19 protein-coding genes and 1 pseudogene are annotated in these 21,226 nt (G+C 54.4%); 11 read left to right on the forward strand and 9 right to left on the reverse strand.

The window, feature by feature from the left end; genetic code table 11:
- Positions 1 to 130: 130 nt before the first annotated feature.
- On the reverse strand, positions 131 to 556 hold the full coding sequence (locus AXW83_RS20050; protein WP_066616357.1) for a DUF1236 domain-containing protein: 426 nt from the start codon (positions 554 to 556) through the stop codon (positions 131 to 133).
- Positions 557 to 881: 325 nt separating this feature from the next.
- Here AXW83_RS20050 and AXW83_RS20055 point away from each other — a divergent pair, with 325 nt between their 5' ends.
- The 6 genes from AXW83_RS20055 to AXW83_RS20075 all read left to right on the forward strand — a co-directional run bounded on the left by AXW83_RS20055 (position 882) and on the right by AXW83_RS20075 (position 6,417).
- Positions 882 to 1,139, forward strand: coding sequence for a DUF6894 family protein (locus AXW83_RS20055; RefSeq protein ID WP_066616359.1), 258 nt, complete (start codon positions 882 to 884; stop codon positions 1,137 to 1,139).
- 447 nt (positions 1,140 to 1,586) lie between these two features.
- Entirely contained in the window at positions 1,587 to 2,801 is a 1,215-nt protein-coding gene (locus AXW83_RS20060; RefSeq protein ID WP_168166123.1) for a site-specific integrase, read from the forward strand.
- 355 nt (positions 2,802 to 3,156) lie between these two features.
- A complete protein-coding gene (locus AXW83_RS28280) occupies positions 3,157 to 3,291 on the forward strand; it encodes a hypothetical protein (RefSeq protein WP_442855253.1) in 135 nt (44 codons plus the stop codon).
- Positions 3,292 to 4,067: 776 nt separating this feature from the next.
- Positions 4,068 to 4,403 (forward strand): hypothetical protein, encoded by a 336-nt coding sequence (locus AXW83_RS20070; RefSeq protein ID WP_066616365.1) that lies wholly within the window; start codon positions 4,068 to 4,070, stop codon positions 4,401 to 4,403.
- Positions 4,404 to 4,589: 186 nt separating this feature from the next.
- Positions 4,590 to 4,739 (forward strand): hypothetical protein, encoded by a 150-nt coding sequence (locus AXW83_RS26700; RefSeq protein WP_082767268.1) that lies wholly within the window; start codon positions 4,590 to 4,592, stop codon positions 4,737 to 4,739.
- 61 nt (positions 4,740 to 4,800) lie between these two features.
- Positions 4,801 to 6,417 (forward strand): globin-coupled sensor protein, encoded by a 1,617-nt coding sequence (locus AXW83_RS20075; RefSeq protein ID WP_066616367.1) that lies wholly within the window; start codon positions 4,801 to 4,803, stop codon positions 6,415 to 6,417.
- 719 nt (positions 6,418 to 7,136) lie between these two features.
- Here AXW83_RS20075 and mddA read toward each other — a convergent pair.
- The 3 genes from mddA to AXW83_RS20090 form a co-directional block, all read right to left on the reverse strand.
- Positions 7,137 to 7,931: a methanethiol S-methyltransferase gene (gene mddA, locus AXW83_RS20080; protein ID WP_066616369.1), complete on the reverse strand. Its 795-nt coding sequence runs from the start codon at positions 7,929 to 7,931 to the stop codon at positions 7,137 to 7,139.
- 378 nt (positions 7,932 to 8,309) lie between these two features.
- Complete coding sequence (locus AXW83_RS26705; RefSeq protein WP_082767269.1) at positions 8,310 to 8,813, reverse strand: GNAT family N-acetyltransferase; 504 nt, start codon at positions 8,811 to 8,813, stop codon at positions 8,310 to 8,312.
- 91 nt (positions 8,814 to 8,904) lie between these two features.
- Positions 8,905 to 9,183: a DUF4242 domain-containing protein gene (locus AXW83_RS20090; RefSeq protein WP_066616374.1), complete on the reverse strand. Its 279-nt coding sequence runs from the start codon at positions 9,181 to 9,183 to the stop codon at positions 8,905 to 8,907.
- A 362-nt stretch (positions 9,184 to 9,545) separates the two neighbouring features.
- Here AXW83_RS20090 and AXW83_RS20095 point away from each other — a divergent pair, with 362 nt between their 5' ends.
- From AXW83_RS20095 to AXW83_RS20105, 3 genes are all read left to right on the forward strand, one after another.
- Positions 9,546 to 12,137 carry an ATP-binding protein gene (locus AXW83_RS20095; RefSeq protein WP_066616377.1) on the forward strand — a complete coding sequence of 864 codons (2,592 nt, stop codon included), beginning with the start codon at positions 9,546 to 9,548 and terminating at the stop codon, positions 12,135 to 12,137.
- 848 nt (positions 12,138 to 12,985) lie between these two features.
- Complete coding sequence (locus tag AXW83_RS20100) at positions 12,986 to 13,393, forward strand: tautomerase family protein (RefSeq protein WP_066616379.1); 408 nt, start codon at positions 12,986 to 12,988, stop codon at positions 13,391 to 13,393.
- Positions 13,394 to 13,686: 293 nt separating this feature from the next.
- Entirely contained in the window at positions 13,687 to 14,253 is a 567-nt protein-coding gene (locus AXW83_RS20105; RefSeq protein ID WP_156640217.1) for a hypothetical protein, read from the forward strand.
- A 212-nt stretch (positions 14,254 to 14,465) separates the two neighbouring features.
- Here AXW83_RS20105 and AXW83_RS28285 read toward each other — a convergent pair whose 3' ends face one another.
- The 3 genes from AXW83_RS28285 to AXW83_RS26710 all read right to left on the reverse strand — a co-directional run bounded on the left by AXW83_RS28285 (position 14,466) and on the right by AXW83_RS26710 (position 15,446).
- Positions 14,466 to 14,864 (reverse strand): DUF4189 domain-containing protein, encoded by a 399-nt coding sequence (locus AXW83_RS28285; RefSeq protein ID WP_156640219.1) that lies wholly within the window; start codon positions 14,862 to 14,864, stop codon positions 14,466 to 14,468.
- 265 nt (positions 14,865 to 15,129) lie between these two features.
- Positions 15,130 to 15,288 (reverse strand): hypothetical protein, encoded by a 159-nt coding sequence (locus tag AXW83_RS28290; RefSeq protein ID WP_442855199.1) that lies wholly within the window; start codon positions 15,286 to 15,288, stop codon positions 15,130 to 15,132.
- Positions 15,255 to 15,446, reverse strand: coding sequence for a caspase family protein (locus AXW83_RS26710; RefSeq protein WP_168166124.1), 192 nt, complete (start codon positions 15,444 to 15,446; stop codon positions 15,255 to 15,257). Before AXW83_RS26710 ends, AXW83_RS28290 begins: the two co-directional genes overlap by 34 nt.
- A 946-nt stretch (positions 15,447 to 16,392) precedes the next feature.
- Between AXW83_RS26710 and AXW83_RS27880 the strand changes: the two are divergent.
- Positions 16,393 to 16,657, forward strand: a pseudogene (locus AXW83_RS27880) (IS5/IS1182 family transposase); the annotation flags it as partial.
- 1,163 nt (positions 16,658 to 17,820) lie between these two features.
- On the opposite strand, the gene AXW83_RS20110 reads toward AXW83_RS27880, so the two are convergent.
- Positions 17,821 to 19,887, reverse strand: a complete 2,067-nt coding sequence (locus tag AXW83_RS20110) for a caspase family protein (protein WP_082767272.1) — start codon at positions 19,885 to 19,887, stop codon at positions 17,821 to 17,823.
- Between the two features lie 52 nt (positions 19,888 to 19,939).
- Entirely contained in the window at positions 19,940 to 20,452 is a 513-nt protein-coding gene (locus AXW83_RS27230) for a hypothetical protein (RefSeq protein WP_156640221.1), read from the reverse strand.
- A gap of 180 nt (positions 20,453 to 20,632) precedes the next feature.
- Between AXW83_RS27230 and AXW83_RS27235 the strand changes: the two genes are divergently transcribed.
- Positions 20,633 to 21,145 (forward strand): hypothetical protein, encoded by a 513-nt coding sequence (locus AXW83_RS27235; protein ID WP_156640224.1) that lies wholly within the window; start codon positions 20,633 to 20,635, stop codon positions 21,143 to 21,145.
- Positions 21,146 to 21,226: the final 81 nt, after the last annotated feature.

Consider the following 21,226-nt stretch of genomic DNA (forward strand, 5'->3'; position numbering starts at 1 on the left):
CGCGCCTGCCAAACAGTCGACATCAAGCCGTATCTGAGACTGCGCCGATGATGATAAGACAAAAGGCAGCTTCCAATGCTTTGACCTGAGGAAGAAAGGAGCCCACCGGGTTGGGTGGGCTCCTCACTGATCATTCGATAATCTGCACGATCCGGCGGGTCTTCGGCTCGACCAGGACGGTCTGGTCGTTGACCACGGTGTAGCGATATTCGGTCTTGCCGTAGCGAGCCGGAACCTCGCGATAGGTGACCGTGTCGGGCAAAGTCGCGCCGACCACGACCTTCTCGCGATAAGCCACCGAAGGCACCTTCTGCTCCTTCACATAGGTGCGGAACTCGGTACGCTGATCCCCGGCGATACCGCCGACTATTGCGCCGGCAGCCGCACCACCGACAGCACCCACGGCTGCCCCGGCAGGTCCGCCGACGATCGCGCCGCCGACAGCGCCTGTGGCTGCGCCGCTCGCGGCTCCACCGGCTGCGCCCGAGTTCGATTGCGAAAATGCCGTCGCCGGAATGACGGCGAGAGCGGCGATCAGAGCAAGATTCTTGATCATGGTTCTTCTCCCTTTCATGGCCCCTGCCGAAGAACTAAACTGCCAGATGGAGTGGCTGTTCCATGAATAGCCGTTCATAATGAATGACTTAGCACGTGTATTCACCGAGGCGTTTTCCCTTGAGTTGTATCCCCGCGGCAGCTGCCTTGCCCGGCTGTCCGGTTCAAAGGTGGTTCGAGCGAAGGAGCCTCGGAACGACAGTTTCCAGGGTGAAGGTCTCATTCACGGGATCGACGCAGCGACTGACGATGCGACTGAGCGCATAGCCGGGGAACTATCCGGGTGTCCGCTGCTTTGCATCATACGGGAAGCGCGAGGATGCGACATGCCACGATATTTCATCGATACGGACGACGATGAGACGCTGGTTATCGACGACGAGGGCATGGATCTGCCCGATCATGGCGCCGCCCGTTGGCAGGCCCTGGACGCGCTTCCAGACATGGCACGGGACAAGATGCCCGACGGCGACAACCGGACCTTCCGGGTGTGCGCGCGCGACGAGCGCGGTAAAGTTGTTTATTCTGCTGAAATGAAGCTGCAGGGCGGCTCATCCAACGCGCAATGGCCAGGCTGCGAGTGACGCGACGGGAGGAGCAGCCTCAGCTTGCATCACCGCGATACGCAGCCTTAGCCTTTGATAGAGGATAGGCGATCGGTGGCTGAAGGCCGACCACATTAGGGCGCCAGCGGCGGCCGTTACGTGAACATGTCAGGTGCGGGGAGCGAACGTCGCCTGGATTAGGCTCTGACGTAGCTACTCCCACCGCTGCCGTTTTCAGGTCGATCTAACTCATTGAAATGTTGGAGCGGGCGATCGGGATCGAACCGACGACATTCAGCTTGGGAATCATAATGTATAATTGATATTAGCCCTATTTGGCCCGAGAAATGGCCATTTCGTTATGATAACTTCGCAAAAGACCCTAAAATCCCTTGTGCTTTCTCTGTAGGCTTGTAGCTGTGACGTAGCTGGCTTGGGGTAGGGAAAGCTATGACGAAGCGGAGCTCCGTTCGGATTACGAAGCGTGTGGTCGATGAACTCACGCCCGGGACAGACATCTGGGATGCCGAGGTGAAAGGCTTCGGCGTTCGCGCGCAAGCTAATAGCAAAGCCTACGTTCTGAAAACAGCGATCCTGGGCCGGCAGCGATGGATTACCATTGGAAGACATGGATCACCGTGGACGCCCGATGCCGCTCGTTCTGAGGCGTTGCGGCTGCTAGGAGAGATCGTACAGGGCCACGACCCGACGGAGGACAAATTCGCCGATAAGATCCGCATCGACGAACTGTGTCGTCGATATCTCGAACAATATGCCATCCCAAAAAAGAAGGCATCAAGCGTCGCTCTTGATAGCAAAAACATAGCGAACCATGTCATTCCGCTGATGGGGAATAAGTTCGCTGATTTGATTAAATCGAGCGATATCGAGGTCTTCAAGAATGCGGTGAAGGCCGGCAAGACGGCTCCAAAAAATCCTCGTCTCAAAAGGAGACAACAAGGCGGCGGGATTGTTGTCAGAGGCGGGCCTGGCGTTGCTAATCGATGCCTGACGCTGCTTCATACAATCTTTAACGTCGCAGAACGTTGGGGTATCCGCCCGAAAGGCAGCAATCCTGTCAAAGACGTGACGCGGTACCGGGAAGCGCCAAAGGAGCGCTATCTAACGGGCGATGAGTTTCTCCGGTTGGGATCGGTACTCGATCAATTTGAGAAGGACGGGCTCGAATCAATCTACGCCATCGCGGCTATTCGTCTGCTAACGCTATCGGGTGCACGGTTGAGCGAAGTCCTGACGCTTCGATGGGAGCACGTCCAGCTCGATCGCCGACGGTTGCGGCTGCCCGATTCCAAGACAGGAGCCAAGACAATCGAACTCGCGGCGGCAGCTATCGAGCTTCTCAAAACGATTCCACGGCTTGCGGACAACCCTTTTGTGATCGTGGGCCGACGTCATGGCTGCCATTTGGTCGATCTCCAAAGACCGTGGCAGCGCATCCGGAAAGAGGCGGGACTGTCGGATGTCCGGATACACGACCTTCGACACAGCTTCGCCTCGTTGGCGATCCGCAACGGCGTCTCGATCCAGGTCATCGGCAAGCTGCTTGGCCACCGCAGCAGCGAGACAACGCTCCGATATGCCCATTTGGCTGACAGCTACGTTGCGGCGGAGAGCGAGAAGATCGGCAATTTGCTTTCATCGGCGCTGGGCTCAAAGCCGACCGTTGCCGACTCGAACTGAAGCGCCGGACCTCGTTTTTGGGCCCGATCGCGTTCACCGCATAGAAACCCTAAAGGTGTGGCGGCGCGGGCACATTTATAAAAGCCCTGTTCCAAGCGTTCAGAGCGTCAGCATTAAGAAATTGCCGCGAGCGGCTACCCCGGTACAGGGCACAGCAGTTTCTTAAACGTCGAAATCGAATTAAGTGAAGAATTAGGATTGTTGACGGGCTTACGGCTGTTGGGCATGCTGTTTTCACTTCAGCACGAAGGAGTTCATTGTCGATTTCGAGGAGATTTTTGTTATGATAATTCAATTGCTGTCACCAGAGGATACGGCCAAAGCCCTGTGCATTAGCACGAAGACGCTTGAGGCCATGCGGTTGCGCGGGAACGGCCCGAAATGGGCCCGAGTTTCTAAACGCAGGATCGCTTATAGGCAGGAAGACCTCCGGGAGTGGATAGACCGGCGAATCTATTCGTCCACTTCCGAGTATGGTCGCGATTCCTAGCGTTTGCACGGCTCAGCCCAGGCGCTTTGGCCAGCCAGCAAATCCACAAATCATCACTATATGGGCTGCGCTCTCATCTGAGCGCAGCCGTTCGCATCGCTATGATTAGTTATGATGAGATACAAGAAGATACTTGACAAAGCGTCGGGAATGTGAAATAATTATCTTATAAGTGAAGTATACGTCAATTAATTCTTGACAGCGACGCCGTTTCGCCCTACAATTAAAAGATAAACAACAGCATTTACGCTGATGTTGATGGGCAAATTTTCAAATAAATAATGAAAACATATTTTTGTCTCATAGTCGAACCAGGGGGAGATGCGAGATTCTACAAAATTTACAAAATACTTATTGCCAAGCAATAGGTATGGTTTGACATGCAAAGTTTCAGGAGTACATAATTGCATAACACAAATTTTACACAAGATAGATTTTCAAGCGACATATTTAATACGATTAAATCAGTCTATTACGATTATTGGCAAATAGACGAATCTGCATATCCAATCGCAGATCATACCGTATTCATTACGTACCGTAGGTTCGATCTTCATTCGCCGAACGATTCATTCTTGCGAGGCTTTGAACGATGGAGTCGAGGCTTTATTAGATCATTGGCATCGCAGCGGGCCGACCGGATTTGGGCTTACGAACGTCAACCTGTCGGAATTTATGCGATGGACTATGATGGTAGTCGTTGTGGACGAGGCGTTAGTTCTAAGGTCGGTCCACATATCCATTCATTGTGGGTCTTACATCCCGAAACCAAGGCCATGATCGCTGATCAGCTGCGATTGACCCAAATGCAGTTGTCTGGAGGCTCCGCATCAGCTGCTGGTGATAACACTTCGTCCTATAACGGAATTATGGCCAACAATCGTGGATTTCATTGGGAATGGTTCGATCCCAAGAAATCGATCCGGGACGTCATCCATTACAGCGTGAAGGGCATCATGCACGCAAACGGGTTTTATCCCGGCGGCAACGACGAATGGGGTCCCTTGGGTCCTAACGCTTCAATTCCCTTCAGATTCCCCGTTCAGACGCCCTCGCCTTTCGTCATGCCCGAGATGGCGAAGTCAGTGAAAACCGGGCAACTTCAGCACTGAATTAAGATCACGATCCTCATGATGCGTTTCTACCAAGGAGCGCATCATGGTTGATCTGGCAGTCGAGGTGCGGATCTCACAGCGCCAAGTCAAACCTTCATTCGGTCGAGCGGGGCCGCTTTAATTTGACTGGCCACCACTGGAGCCGCCGTTGGTTCAGGCTTCTGGATAACGCATTTCATCGCTATGCTCGGCTCCGATCCGGCGTTCAGCATCAGGTATGATGTGGGTCTGACGCTGGCATCGTTGACCTTTGACATCGCGACCGCTTTTGGCGCTTCAGCCTTGCTCCGGGGCGAACCGGTAGATGCTTCATTATTGAACATGGTTCCTTAATTTTTAACGGTCATATATTTCACAGGAAAGCAGTGTAATTTTTGATATAGGGAAATGGTCCATGCGCCAGGTTGAAGCACTCGACCAACGTCTCGAATTCATGAAGCTCGACGCGGCCACTAGGAAGCGGATCAAGTCAGTCGAGGCCCAGATCCGGGAAGCTTTGCCTGCCGCACTAGGTGCCTTCTACAGCCAGCTCAAGGGCAATCCCGAGACCGCCAAGTTCTTCACAAGCGAGGCTCATATCGACGGGGCGAAGTCCCGGCAGACGAGCCACTGGGACCGGATCGCAAAAGGTGAATTCGACCAGGACTTCGTCTCGGCGGTCACCAAGGTCGGGCAGATCCACGCCCGCATCGGGCTTGAGCCGCGCTGGTACATCGGTGGCTACGCATTGATCCTGGAGCAGGTTCTCTCGCATGTGCTGAAAGCGAACTGGCCGAAGAATATGCTCGGGAGTGTCATGCCCGGAGCCGAGGACCGATCCGCGGAGGTGAGCGCGATTGTCAAAGCCGCACTTCTGGACATGGATTACGCGATCTCGGTCTACCTCGAAGCCTCGGAGGCGGCGCGCCTCAAATTGGAAGAGGAAGCGAAACGGGTCGAGAAGAGCAAGGCCGAGGAACGGGAGAAGGCGGTCGCCCATGTCACGACAGCGATGTCAGCCCTGGCAGACGGCGATCTGACCTACCGCATGCCCAGCGACATCCCCGTCGAGTACGCTGTCATCGGCGAGCAGTTTAATCGCGCCATGGAGCGCCTGGAAGGCATGATCGGCACGATCAAGGCCACCTCAACGCAGATTTCCGACTCCTCGAAGGAGATCAATGCAGGCGCCGAGGATCTCTCCCAGCGCACCGAGCAGCAGGCCTCCGCGCTCGAAGAGACCGCCGCCACTACCGAACAGCTCGCGGCTTCGGTCAAGGCTGCGTCTCAGTCGTCCAGCCAATCGGTCACACTCGCCGACGAGGCGTCACGCGTTGCCCAATCGGGCGGGGTCATCGTTCAGGATGCGATCGCCGCCATGGAGCGGATCGAACAAGCGTCGAAGAAGATTTCCGAGATCACAACGGTCATCGACGGCATCGCGTTCCAGACGAACCTGCTTGCGCTCAATGCGGCCGTCGAGGCTGCTCGCGCTGGCGATGCCGGCCGCGGCTTTGCGGTCGTGGCTGCCGAGGTCCGCACGCTCGCTCAACGCTCGGCCGACGCCGCCAAGGACATCACCGCCTTGATCGCCTCGTCCGACCAGCAGGTCTCGGACGGGGTCAAGCTCGTCAGGGAGGCCGGCAAGACATTGCGCGAGATCGTCGAAGCCTCGAACCGCGTCTCGCTAACGGTCAAGGAAATCTCGGCCGCATCTTCAGAGCAGGCCAACGGCATCGACGAAATGGCGCAGACAGTCAGCCATATGGACGGCATCACGCAGCAGAACGCCGCTCTCGCAGAGCAAAGCGCCGCATCGGCGATTACCCTCGACGATCAAATCAAGCGCCTCGACCAGTTGATGAGCCAATTCCGCATCAGCTCCGAGCATGCCAGCAATGTCCTGAAGCCGGTTCTGGCAGCCAAGGGACCTCGCCAGCTTCAGGATGTCGCTAAGGCTGCCTTCCGCGATCGCCCGGCCCCGCGCAAGGTCGCCGGCAGCCGCAGCGAGGTTGGCTGGTCAGAATTCTAAGCGGAGATGGCTGCGATTCACGGCGATCGTCAGAGGCATTCAAATGCCAGCTGCGCTAAACCTCCGGTGTACGGCACGAGGTGCATCGCCAATGGCAAGTGACACCTGACACGAGCGGGCCTCGGCGAGCAAAGCCGACTTGAGCATTGTAATAGGATCATAGTCCTATTACAATGCGTTTCGTTCGGAGCGCATTATGGTCGATCTGGCAGCCGCGGTTCAAAACCCATCAGTTACCGACGCGATCATACACTTTTACCGGGACTGGTGGCTCGCCAAATGCGGTGCGATCGTCGGCTACCTGGACTATTTGTTCGTTATGGAGTTCCTCAGCCTCGGCAGGCGGGATGTTGACGATAGGCAGAAGCCGGGGCACACATGCGTCGCACCGGCTACCACAGTCGCTGCAGGTAAATCTGCCAGAGCGTATGCGCCTGCGCGGTCAGCAAGAGGCAGGCTCCCATCGTGGTCACGGCGATTAGGCAGATCGACCGGGGATGACAACGCGATCTGCGACAAAGCCCATGACGACACTGCGGGCCGCCAGTCTGAGCAGACCAAGGCTGTTGATGGCAGCAATCTCGGAACGGCCCCAGCCCTCAGCAGTCCTTGATTGAAATGAAGAAGGCTGTCAGGCCATTCACGAGCACGCCCATCACCAAGGCCAGCGTGCGGGCGTCTGAGTCGACCACTAGCCAGCGGCGCGAGCCATCTAAAAGTCAGCGCGGCCATTTTCGCCTCGCATCATGTGTGGGGGCTGATGCGAGACTGCTGCGGCGGACAGCGCCTTTGCGCGAAAACGGCAGGAGCATTGAGACACGCTCGCGATAACGCCGGTAGTCGTCACCGAAGAGTGCGATCAGATCGCGCTCTTCCAGCATGATGCCGATCAGGATGTAGCCGGTCGTGACTGCCGCGAAGATCAGATGACCCTGGCTCATGACGGGCGTCGCCCAGAAGGCAATGATGAAGCCGAGATAGATCGGATGCCGAACGAGCTTGTAGAGGCCTGGCGTCCGGAAATCGGCCGCGGGCATGCTACGCCCGGAAAATCTCAGGAATACCTGCTTCAACCCGAAAAGCTCCAAATGGCTGATCATGAAGGTCGAAAGCAGTACGAGCAGCCAGCCGAACAGGGACAGCGCGGTCAGAGCGGCCGACAGCGTCGGGTCCGTCACGCTCCAAAGAAGTTGCGGCAAAGGCCGCCACTCCCACATCAAGAGTGCCAGGGCAGCCGTAGCGAGCAGGACATAGGTTGGCCGCTCAAGCGCAGGATCGATCCAACCCAGCGACCAGCGCTTGAACCATGAACGAGCCATAACGCTGTGCTGGAACGCGAAAAGCGTCAGCAATGCGAGGTCGATGAGGGCCGCCTGCACGATAGGCGTTGCCGATCCGTCATCAATCCCCTTCGGCACGAGAAGCCCGCCGACGAAGCCGACCGCATAGATGAAGGTTACGAAGAAGAAGGCATATGACAGGAGGCCATAGAGGAGGATAGTGGCCTTGCGCATGGCGAGTACCTCGGTCGGTTGCGATGAATAAATAGTCGGCCTGCGTCGCGCGCCATTGCGCGGTCGCAGTGCTTGGATACCGCGATCGAGCCCAGAACATCGCGATCAGCCTCGCAGGCACTGTTGTCTTCGGCAGAATTCCGTCAGGAATCTGTGATTGACATCACAGTCACCGGTAGCATCTGTTATGTTTTGTCAGCGTGTGTGCTTCCGAAATCACCCTTGCGGCGCAAGCTAATCCTGAAACTATATATTCCTTTTCGCCTGCGTAGACGCCCTTGTTGTTCGCACGAAGGCTCGGCCTTGCCGTTAGATTGTGGGCTCTGGCTGGCGTCGTCAGCGGCTCAAAGCCTAGACCTTCGCATTAATGAAAATCGATCAAACTGCCCGCTCAAAAAATCGAAGCCACGCTCGCATCGCGCCGCTGACCTCATAGTAGGCGTCGATCTCGTGAAATCCGAGCCTCTCGTAAAGCGCTATTGCTTCCGTTTGACGATGGCTCGTATCAAGCCGAATCGTGCGATACCCAATTTGTTCGGCGTCAGCTATGATCTGGGTCGCGAGGGCGACGCCAATCCCTTTCCCACGAAACTGGGCTGCAACGAACATGCGTTTCATTTCGCATCTGCCACCACCTAGAGCACGCAACGCTGCGCAGCCTGCCGGTGAGTTGCCTTCGTAAGCGACGTAAAGTCGGCCAGCCGGGGACGCGAATTTGCCTGGCAGTTCCGCTAGTTCTTTTTCAAATTCTACCTCATTGAAATAGCTATTGATGAGATCGAGGTCTTCGCGATGGCGTTCTCGGTGCCACTCGATGAACGAGCGCATCAGTGACCGTGAATTATCCAAATCGCCGGTTTCGGCAGCAATTTTGAGGAACATCGATTAACTCGTCTTTATTAGAATCGCAGGTGCTTGAACCGCTCGAATAGCGACCGAGAAAGACCATCCCTCCGCGGCCGCTCGCGATATTTTACCTGGCTGTGCCAGTCGACGGGCCGATTTCCGTCGTAACCTCAGTCACCAAATCGGCCGGGAATCCGCCTTCGCTGGCGTGCTTGTACACAATTTCTGCGCTGTCGGCTTCATGTAGGCAGTAGATTTTATCACCTGCCACATAACTCGTTACCCAATTATAGGGAACTCCCAGGCCAGCAACGACCGCGTTCGACTTCTGCGAAATGGCTTTAAGTTGGTCAGCATTAAGGGTGCTCGCGCCGGGGATATTTCTCTCGATCAAAAACTTGGGCATTGATGCGTTCCTTCATTGGTTTTACTCAATCCGAGCACTAATAAATAGGAACAATATCAGCTGACCCGCCACGGCAGAATTCCCTATATTTGCCGCGGTGTTCCCCCAAATATTGCCCAGGGACTTGTTGCCCTGCCGACAGATCGCCTATGACGCCACCGCTCAAAGCGGATGTGCGCAGACGGACGGAAAAACCTATACCTTGTCACGATCCGTTGTAGCGCGCTGTCACGTGGGTAACAGGCAGAACAGCGGATCTGGAGGAATCTCCTGGCATGACCACGATCATTTTCTCGCTTCCCTCACACAGGGCTTACCTCTAGTTCACCGCGGCATCTGCGGCTACATCTGAGGGAAACTACATGGTAATTATAGAACGAGATTCTTCCCTTGAACGTCTTCGATACTTGATGGAGTCTGCAAAGGAAGGCAGGGGACACCTTGTGGCGATAGTCGGCCCTGCGGGCGTTGGCAAATCCACGCTGGCGGCGGCAGCGCAAACCGTAGCAGACCCGGAAGGACGCGTGCTGTGGGGAGCATGCGATGACTTCGCCATCGCCGAGCCTTTAGGGGCAGTCAACGATCTTGCTCGGCAAGTAAAATGGGATATGCAGAGTGTCCTGAGACGAGATGGCCGCCTTGCTGCATTCTCCGAAGCATTTAGTCTGTTCAATAATACGGCAACTTATAACCTAATTGTCATTGAAGATATTCAATGGGCAGATGGCGCTACGCTTGACTTCATTCGTTATATGGGACGTCGCATCCGTAGCTCAAAAATCCTGCTGCTCATAACAGCGCGCAATGACGATACGAAATCACTGTCGAAACTTCGACACGCGCTTGCGGACATTCCCGCAGACAGAGCGGAGCGTATCGAGGTGCTGCCATTCAGCGAAAGCGGAGTCATTCAGCTCGCGGAGGCGCAGGCCCTTGACGGCAGAGAGATTCATAGAATCACCGGTGGTAACGCTTTCTTTGTAACGGAGCTACTCCGTGAAACGAAGAATAGCATGCCGGCTTCCGTTAGGGACGCGGTGCTCACGAGAGCCTCATATCTTCCATCCAATGGAAGAGACGCACTAAACGCAGTTTCTATTTTTCCAGCCGGCGTGGGACTTGCCATCGTAGAATCAGTGCTGAAAGCGGGCGCAATATTAGCCTTGGATATTTGTATCGACTACGGGCTTCTGCGTTGCATGGACGGCCAATATGCATTCCAACACGAAATTGCCCGTCAGGTCATTGAGCAAGCCTTGCCGATATCACGGCGGCGAGTTCTCAACACGGAAGCTTTGAAGGCGTTGCGATGCGTCGAGAACGCTCCGCTCGCTCAGCTTGTCCATCACGCGCGCGAAGCGAACGATATCGCTGCCGTGTGCGAGCTTGCACCGTTGGCTGCCGAGCAAGCAGCGAGCGTGAGTGCACACAGAGAGGCGGTGCGGCACTACGAGGCTGCGCTAACGCACGCGTCGTCGCTAGATGCCAATGTGCGCGCGGACCTCTACGAGCGATACGCCTTTGAATGCCATTTAATTGGAGAGATCGCGCGAGCGATCGTTGCTCAGAAAAGCGCATTGGCTCTTCGAATTTCATCCGGTGATCGGGCAAAGGAAGGCGACGGCCGGCGCTGGTTGTCGAGATTGAGCTATTTAGCTGGAAATCGCATTGACGCCGACCAATTTGGTCAAGAAGCGTTATCACTGTTGGAACCGTTGGGTCCAAGTCCGGAACTCGCGATGGCTTACTCCAATCTGTCGCATCTTGCCATGCTCGCCAGCGACGTTGAGTCGGCGTCGGCCTTCGGGAATAGAGCTTTGCAAATGTCCGAGCCATTGATCTGTGACAGGCCAGATATCCTCTGCCATGCGCTCAATAACGTTGGTAGCGCGATCCATTGGCACGATGCAGATAGCGGTAGATCCTACCTTGCGCGTAGCCTTGAGATTGCGCTCGCGAATGGCTTCCAGGACCATGCTGCACGTACGTTCACAAATCGATCCTGGCTTGAACTGAATCAGTTTCCAAACCGACATGCCGCGCGCTTTCTAGCCGATGGTATTTCCTATTGTACAGAGCACGATCTCGATACCTGGCGTGACTTCATGCGCGGCTACCTTACAGAATTTCTGATCCAACGTGGGCGCTGGGACGAAGCCCAACGCATTGCGTGCTCTGTCGTCGAAGGCAAGACTGCTAGTGCACTGGCACGATACCCGTCGGTCATAGCATTTGCGAGAATTCGGACGCGTCGCGGCATCGACGCTGAGGACCTCCTGAACGAAGCGTCGCAATTTCTGGATGCTGGGATGGAGTTGCAGCGCCTTGTGCCCTATGCGAGCCTAATGGCAGAGCGGGCATGGCTCGGCCTTGGCGACAGGCAGGCGGCCTCCACTTTGCTTGAAAAAGCGCAGTCAATGGCGCCGGATCCCGTTTACATATCTGAGGTCCTATTCTGGAAATACATGCTCGATGGGGATGTCGGTCTAACTGCCACGCAGGGACTGGCGCCTCCTCTTCGAATGCTTGTCACCGGTGAGTGGCAGGAGGCAGCTACGGTATGGCAGGCCGCTGACTTCCCTTATGAAAGCGCCCTAGCACTGCTCGCCGGCGACGTTGACGCGTTGTACCGAGCGCTGGAAATTTTCGGAAGACTTGGCGCGGACCCCGTGGCTGAGCAGATTCGAGATCTTATTCGCAGGCGCTCTGGCCGCGTCGCCCCTCGAGGACCCCGCGCGAGCACCAAGGCAAATGCCGCTGGTCTAACAAGGCGCGAAATGGATGTACTCCGGCTTGTCGAACTTGGAAAATCAAATAAAGAGATCGGAAATTTGCTCTTTGTCACCGCTAAGACGGTCGACCACCACATCTCCGCGATTCTATCAAAGCTGAACGCAAAATCGCGCGGTCAAGCCGCCGCCCTTGCCCGCACCGCTGGGCTATATGATCAGTGACTGTTAAAAAATTGGGAGAATGGCACAAATAAAAATAGGGATATTCCCCGATGCGCCAATAAATAATCTTAGCTATTAAATCCTCACGATCGATACAAATTATCCATATCGCTATATCCGTAAAGATGCTTCCCGTGTCTCATTTTGCCGAGTTACATATTAATCATGCTTCTCAAAACAATTGTATATCATCTTAAGAATATCTCTCTCCGCAAAATACTCAAATGTTTACTTTTGGGGAAGACACCCAAACCCGGCAGGATTTCTTACTCCGTTATAAAAAAATTTAATGCGATGCCGGAACGTATTCGAAAAGACATTGGAATTCATTAAATACAGTGTTGTATGCAAATCATAGTTTTTATCGTTGCTAATGAACTATAATTTTGAACTAATATATATCAATATAGAGGAAATTTTGTTTATGCCTAAAGATAGCATTAGCGATGGTCACGGCTCCGCTGGGGCAGCTATAAGATCAAATGTAACAACTCTATACGTTACGGCGCCGCCGCTTCGCTTCCGGGAGATTGGCATCGCCGCGGTTGCCGGAGCGCTCGCTGCATCTTCCACAAAGTCGGGGGATGATTGTTCGACTTTGCTAACGCCGCAGCGCCAGCTGAAAAGAGCCGAGACAGAAGCCGATTTGGACCTGGGCAGCTATTGCCTGTCGAATAATTGATGTTGTCCACGTTGCCAAGGGACGGTGTCGCGCAGGCTCCCCAAGAAATTGGGAGCCTGCGCGACACCGCCGAGTCACTCCATACTGTTTAGCGAATTAGGCAATAAGGTGGCGCGCTTTATACCCAAGCACTCGGTATACATCAATTGAAATAACGAGGTGAAACATGCCATTTGTCAGAACATCAATGCCTATGGGAACAGAGCAGACCCAAAAACTGCGGATCGTGCAAGGGATTCATGAAGCTTTAGTTGAAAGTATCGGAATGCCAAAAGATGAGCTGTTCAACCTAGTCACTGAATATGGGGACGGTGAGTTCTTCTATAATCGAAGTTTCAATGGTATAGCCCGTTCTGAAACCCTGATCGTTGTTGAAATCACGATGCGCAGAGGCCGAAGCGACGCCATGAAACGCGATCTTTATGCTGCCATCAGCCGAAATCTCGAAGCGACGGCGACTGTATCGCCTAAAGACATTTTTATTTTCATGCACGAGAATGACTATTCGGACTGGAGCGTCGGAAATGGTGTATTCGCTATGGCGATCGCCCAACAGCGCGGTACTGACGGTTAGGGTTTGGTCCTATGACCACTAGCTGACGGTCGCGCATTCAGACGGCGGGCGGTTCGGTCGATGGCCTCCGCCTCGGGAAGGCCATAGGTGATTATGTGCGGGGACGGGTTGTCCATGAGCGAAAGATCTCCGAACGCTAAATTCTGATAGCTATGCACGACGACGTTTGAGGCAGCCGTGCGTGGCGCGCCCTATCTAGCACGCAGACGCCAGATGTCCTCACCCGAGAGCGGCATCTGGCGTTGATATAGGAATAATATCCTGTTATAATGCGTTTCGTTAGGGAGCGCATTATGGTCGATCTAGAGGTTCGGGTTCGAAATCCATCAGTTACCGATGCGATCATACGCTTTTATCGGGATTGGTGGCTCGCCAGATGCGGTACGATCGTCGGCTTCCTGGACTCGCTATTCGTCATCGAATTTCGGGCAGCAGGCTACGACATCAACGAGCTGTTCGAGGCATTCGTTGACGCCAATGAAAAGCTGGAACGACAGGCTTATAGACTCGGACATCAGCGGCATTACGGGATTGGGTACCTCGCCAGAAGCCCTATACGGGAAACCGGTCTTATACGCGCTCTGGTGATGGTCGAACCGCAAGCCGTCGACTCTTTTGTGCGAGAGTCTACCGCACTTTTCGAGCGTCGAAGCGGTCTGACAGTCGCCAAGTGCGATATCGATCCAGGTGATCCAGATGCCCAATGGCGATGGTTGGCAAACGGCGTTCGGGCATCGATCGCGATGTTCGAAAACGTTGAGCCCATGTTTGTCGTTCTAGGCCAAAACTCTTCCAGGGGCGGAAAAGGGAAGGATACCTCGGCAGCTAGAGCCCTAAAGGACGTCTGCGTTGGCGGCTAAAATTCGGTCCTATAGAGCGCGCTCGGTTACATAGCCTGACAGGACGCGCCAAGTGCGGAATTTAGGTCTCCGCTCGAAAGCAGACATGCGCTCAAGGCTTGGATTGCGCCGCGGCACAACGCGCGTTTACTCGCACTACGGCAATCCCTGGACGCCAGGCCGTTGAATTATGCGAGCCGTAAAACAATCGACCCTCTCACTAAGGTGCGGATTTATTCGAGAAAGCAGTGTGACAATATCAACTTACAATCATGGTCATTACTAATACATCCCGACACTATAGTTGACAATTGTCGACGAGTGAACACAGCGTTATTCCAATATATCTGCCCTCGTCCTAGTATAACATGAGCGCACTGCCCAGGCTGGTACTCTTGGGCAACAACGCAGCGAGAGTTCTTGCACTCAGACAATGCCAAGTTACGCGCTTCTCCGGCAGTCGCCGCAGTTCCAAATCCGCGAAATACACGGCCTTGCTTTGGAACAACAGCGAGGGCGCCGTACTCTGCCGCCGTAGCGAAGGAAAAATCCGCGTGGAGGAAGGTTGCGAGACCAGCTAACAAAATCGCAGTGCGCAAAGATTGTATCAATAACGCAGTTCCCGTGGCCATTCGTTAATCTTAGTCGATACAGTTTCGGAAACAAGGCAAAATGCCCACAGGATGAACGGGCTTTCATGAGCGGGATAGCTTAAATTGCTGACAGGTTCATATTATAATCGACGGTATTAATCTGGCGTAGGCAGGAAACCGGTGACGATTCGATGTCGTACGCCAGATTTAGAGAGGAAAATGACTAGATTTCTGCTGGACCATTCTCGATCCAGGGAACCCTGATAGCAGCCTACCCTTGTGATCTCGACGTTGCTGGTCCTAGCTAAAGCCGACGGAACCCATGCGCGGTTGAAATAGAAATTTCTTGCAGCGAAACGGACAGCTCGGGCGTCTGCCGACCGTTTGTCTTCTTGTTGACTTCAACCCCCACGCGACGGAACAGCTGACCTACCTCCAATCCAGGCTCACGGAACTGCTCCACAAATGCGGCGGTGAACGGACTGTTGCGGCCTGTGCCGTCAGCGCCTCTCTCATGGCGCGTCGATTGAGTTTCTGCGCTTCGAAAACCACAAACCCGTTGGATCGCAAAGCTTCAGCTAAATCTGACGCGTCGTTAGCCGTGTTTGGCAGCGCCGGCACCGTGAGGTAATTCGAATTGCCAATAACCAGCGCTACGCGTCTTTCGGTCGGAGACGCAGCTAAAACTGCAGAAGTTTACGCAAAGCAAATAAAAATCGAAAAAAAGAGAAATATATTTGAGACAGAATTGGAATTCTGACGTCCAGTGGCTGAGATCGCGCTGGCCGACTAGTTTTGCTTTTGTTGCCTCACCATCTCAAAGCACCTCACAGCTCGCTTGGTGGACTTCAGGACGATGGAACTCGACATGTCTTCCGCGTCTCCGCGCATAACGTTCAAACGATGTGCGACCGGGCTTCAACCTCCATTCCAATGAGACTGAGCATGAGCTGGCACCGTCCGTCTTTAGCATAATCGCGAACGTGTGCGACGATTCGGCTTGGAGTCTCATTAGGGTTCTTTCATTCAGAACCTTCCAACGACCCGGTATATGTCCATTCAGGTCGTCACCAAGGTCACCTTCTTGAAGTCGCCCTCTACCTGTTCGGCCGCGCCGTATACGCCTATATGATTCGGAGATATTGCCTCCCGGCATTAGCGTCACGGTCAGTACCGAACTGATCAATCGGGAGCGACTTTCCAGCTCGGATTCTGTCCAAGCCATCGTCAGCCGAAATTGCACTTCCTTTGCCAGTGATACGGTAGGCAACCAAAGAAGCGTTAGTGCAAAAATGTATCTCATTGCTGTGGAAGTTCACCAAGGCTGATCACGATAAAATTGAACGGTCAAGGATCGATGTTCGTTGCGGCGCGCTGAAACTATGAAAGGATCAGGTCGGCTGGACATTCGGAATTATCAGCACTAAGTGGCGGCTGCGCAAGAGCGCGTCTTCTAAAGTCTGGACGGATGGTTGCGCTACGTCTTCGCACCGGCGCCTGCCGGCGCGCAAATGCGCGGCGTGCGCCCATTCGAAACGGGATCCGCCAAGGTTCGCCGTCCTGCCGCGTGACCCGCAACAGCCTGCAGTGGAAGGGCGCACGCAAAGGCTAAGGTCCGCCCAAGACGCTCTACAACCGCTTCATTCGCTGGAGCCGCTCGGTGTCTTCGACCGGATCTTTGCCGGGCTTGCCGGCAAAGGGCCCAAGCCGGAGCGGATCATGATCAACGCGACGCATCTGAAGGCGCACCGCACGGCGGCGGGCCTGTTAAAAAGGGGGCTCTTCCCAGTCGTATCGGGCGCACCAAGGGCGGACTGAACTCCAAGCGCCATTGCACCAACGTTGATTACGATTAGAAAATTTGATCACATCTTTTGGGAGCCGATGATTATTCTGATTTGGTTGCAACTTTAGATGGTGCATCGAGAAAATTTGTGGCCCTATCGATCACTTTCCGATTTGAGGGCAAATGCCTATGACTTCAGTTTAGGTCACCAGCCTACCATCTTAGACAATCATGTTTATACTCGACACACCAGTATTCGACACACCAGCGCATGACAAAATCTAAACCTCATCAAACCGCCAATATTTTCTCTAGGATATCTTTTTTGATTGATATTGTACATGAAAATGCGCGCCGTGACCATTAATTTCATGGTGGAACGCCGTTCTTCCGTCTTTTGTTTTATTTATATTAGAGACATTATAAGAATTTAGTATCCGTAACATTTCCGGGATGTATTGTTCAATTCCCCGTGATCTTAAGTCGATCGCAGCCCACACAGAGTGAGCTGTCTTTTTTCCTTTCTCCATTATATATATTTTATCGTTCTCATCCTGAGATCTAAATATGCATGTCACATAAAGATCAACCTTGCGTTTCGATTTCATATGTGATGAAAGCTGAATCATTATATGGCATAACTTCGGATTAAATTTCAATAGTTTTTGCCATTCTACGTTAAGCCGTTGTTCGGACATGATTAACATTTCTATTCTCCAATTATAACGTGTTACTATGAACTGCCTACGGGCCAATTATCGTCGTAAGGCCGGATGTAAGTAGTTGTCACAATATATGACATCACTTGCCGATAGATCGATTCGACAAGTGCGAATCCGTATTCCTTTTTTTAACCGCCATGTCTGCGAACTACATCACATAGTCGTCCTACCTACAAAGCGGCGCTCGAGGTTATAATATTATATCACTATGCCGATCTAGGTAGTGAACCTTCGTTGACTTGTTCCTTGCAACTAGCATCTCCATGCTCCAGTGCCCGTCCACTCTAAACGCGTGGCCGCAGCAATCGGCATCGGAGGTGACTTGGGCGGTTAGCCTTTCATCAGGTTCAAATGCCATTTCGGCGCTCCGTACGCGAATATTGCGTTACCCGATGCAATGCCTGCGGCAAAAAACAAACTTATTGACACGATTATCTACGAGGAGGTGACCCTCTGGAGCGATGCGGTTCTCAGGCAGGGCTTATTGTCACTCACAGAACGACTGACCATTGAAACTGAAGCACCGTCCAGATCGCGTCGACTTCGGCGCCGCCGGCGCTCGGATAGCCGGAGCGGGTCTTGAAGGAACCTGCCTCACCACTCGCTTTTTGTCCGCAACGCAACCGCCATCGCCATTCAGCGTCTCGCCGCGCGGGCAGGTCTTTGCGACGCAGGCGTTTCCGCGAAGCAGTTGGTGGACAGAACAGGTCGGGGCGCAGACGCGCTCATCTTGTTTTTGTAAGAGGTTTAAGAAGTTCGGATCCGGTCGTTCTGGGGCGGGGACGTTAGCTAGCTTGATGAACAGTTGAACGGCTTCTTTGACGTTGGGGCTCGTCCATCCCTCGGTAGCGGCCCCATTAAAACAACCAATCCGGGACAATTCCAGATTGATCGTGCGCGCTAGGACGCGGGAGTCCTGAGGCGTTGGCAATTCTTCGGCGTCAACCGCGCGCGGCAACGATGCCATCTGCGTGGAGCTCGCTGTCGCTGCGGTTTTAGCCGCCTCGGCCGCAAGAGCCACTTCCTTCTGCACCCTGAGAAGCTCCTCGTTGGCGCGACGCTTCTCGGCTTCGAGTTCCTGGAGCAGTTTAACCCGTTCGCGCTCGGCCGCGTCTCGCAAACCCTGTTCGGCTTTGAACCGGTCCGACAGTTCAAGCGTAGATTTCCGGTTCTGCTCCTCCAGCAAAAGAAGGCGCTTAGCCAAGCGTTCATCCTCGTCCTGCTTCTGTCGGCTTGCAGCTGTTTCGGCCGCCTTCAATCGCTGGGCCTGCTCTGTAGCGATGCGCTCACGCTCAGCACTGAGCCGTTCGCGCTCCTTGTCGCTCTGGGCTCGCTTCTCTTCGGACGTCGCGCGATTGGCAAGCTCGCTCTGGAAGCGGCGTTTCTCCTCTTCAAGTTGTGCTAGTCGAGCATCGAGCAGCTTCTTCTGCTCTGCCTGTGCGCGGACGGCATCTTGCTGGGCTTTGCGCAGCACGTCTGCGTGCGTGTCCGCGAGTTTTTGTCGTTCCTGCCGTTCGGCCTCGAGACGCAAGCGCTCTTGACGGTTAGCTGCCTCGGCGGCGTTCTCCGCTTTTCGACGATCTTCCTCGAACTGGTCGAGCTGCCTTCGCAAAGTAGCTTCTCGCTGGGTCCTTTCCAGGACGTCAAGGCGCGCTTTGGCGGCATCGGCCAGAACGCTTGCTGGAAACCGCTCCAAAAAGCCTTTTAAGGCAGGCGCATCTCCACTAGCGCGAACTTTCGACCATGCGGTCACGTCCGTCTCGCGGAGATTAAAGTAGAAGTCGCCGAGCAGAGAGATCGACAACTCTGGGGTCTGTCGGCCATCGGTCTTCTTGTTCACTTCGACAGCCACGCGCCGAAAGAGCTGTCCAACCTCAACCCCGGGCTCGCGAAGTTGCTCGACGAAGGCTGCTGTAAATGGGCTGTTGCGACCGGCTCCATCAGCTGCCACGTCATTCGCCTGAGTTGCGTAGGCGACCACCATTCCCTGGTTCTGTGCGATCCGCGCTAAGCCACGTGTCTCGCCGGTGCTTCTTGTCCGCGGCGCGCGCGCAAGACGGTCTGAAAGCGGATTGTTACGGCATGCATCCAATATGAGGATACGCGGGCCCTTAGCGTTACTCAAAGCCTCTATCACGTCGGCGACTCTCGTCGTCTCGTATGGTATTCCGAACTCGTCGGACGGCGCGCTGTCGGTCGAGACGAGATAGTTCTCACCGCGAAACTGCAAACCGTGACCTGCATAATAAAACAGCGCGGCGTCGGCTCCGTCCGCCAGTCTCGCGAAACGGCCGAGAGCTTCACCCATTCCTCGTCGGTCAAGATTGCGGGCTTCAATAACCTCAAAACCATTGTTCCGAAGGCCCTCTGCAACATCGCTGGCATCGTTGGCCGTGTTCGGAAGTGCAGGGACGGTTCTATAGGTTGAGTTGCCGATGACGAGTGCTACACGTCGTTCGGACGTCTCGCCGGGAGCGGCCTCAACGACGGTCACGAACCCAACGCCAACAGCGATGGCCAAGCGACAGATGATCAGTAGGCGCGCAAGTATCATGAGGTACCGCTGATACCGGTTGAAGGGGGCTTATTTTCTTGGATCGATATCGTCATCCCATCACTTCGCAATTCGCTTGATGAACTGTCGGTTGGGTGAAGCTGTCAACCCGTGGCCCGCGCCGAGTTTGTCGCTGTTCGACGAGCGTGGAAACGCCGTCCTTGGCGCGCCATTCAAGTGCAATTGAGCACGACCGTAGCCCATCAGTCGTCAGCCGGATTGTGAAGGTATGGGTAGTATGGGCGGCAAGCCGTATCAGACTGTGCGCATTTAGAACTCGCCAGCGACCAACGATAACGCCTGAGAAATCCTCACCGAGCTCACCCTCTTGTACTCTGGTACGCCTGCCGGGCCTTCCTCCACGCAGGCGAGTGTAACTTTCCAACACCTTAGCACCCGGCATCAATGTGACCAGCAACCTTGACATGACCAACCGCGAACGCTCACCGGCTTCGGTGGGATCCTGCGTCCAGGCCATGGTCAGCCGGAATTGGGCATTCTGCGCCACCGCGACCGTCGGAAAAAGCGCAGCTGCGACGATAACTAATGCTCGCGCGATCGACATATCTACGCTCGCACCTGCCTGCCTGCCTGGCATCGAAACTCAGCCTAGTCAGTCGCAATCATCATATTAGACGCCTGAGCACATCGCCTATAGGAAAATTACGTCAAGCTACCCCGGTAACTTGCATAACCATCCGTTTAGCCATAGCCTCGGCTTCTTCTATCAGGCAGGCGAAGCTGAATGCAATGTGCCGTATTGCCTCTGGTCGCATTTTGCCTCCTTCAATGCTCAGCTGCTTTGGCAGAAGAAGTCCGCTTCGAGGTGTCGCTGGCGTGGATCCATCACCAGGTATCTCCGAAAGTGCAGAGTCGGCAAAATCAACGCAGCATCATCGTTACGCTAAAACCCGGCAACCGCGTCGAGGAATCAATACTCAATACCGTCGACGGCAACGCTAGTAGAGCACTGAATTTTAGTCGCCAGGGAGGCTTGGGCGAGGAATTCGGTGAACGCCGAAAGAGCGCCTGGAAGGTGGTTAACGCGAACACCTTGGCGCGGGTCCAAGATCGCAAGACCTACAGTTGGGTGATCTGGCTGAGGACCGACGGCCAAAAACGCTGTACTGTGACGATGGAATGGAAGTTGAAGCCTGGTCAAACCGAATATGTTGGCTGGGCCTCCAGGCTTAAGCAGGAATTCCGCTTTACAGAACCAACTGACATTTTCACTTCATGCCGGGCCATAATTAATTAATGTCGGACTGTTTCACTGTGGTCGGTTAAAAGCCGCGAGCTCAGTGATATTAGAGCGAGGCGCACCCATGACAATGGAGGA

This window comes from Bosea sp. PAMC 26642, from assembly GCF_001562255.1.
Lineage (GTDB): Bacteria > Pseudomonadota > Alphaproteobacteria > Rhizobiales > Beijerinckiaceae > Allobosea.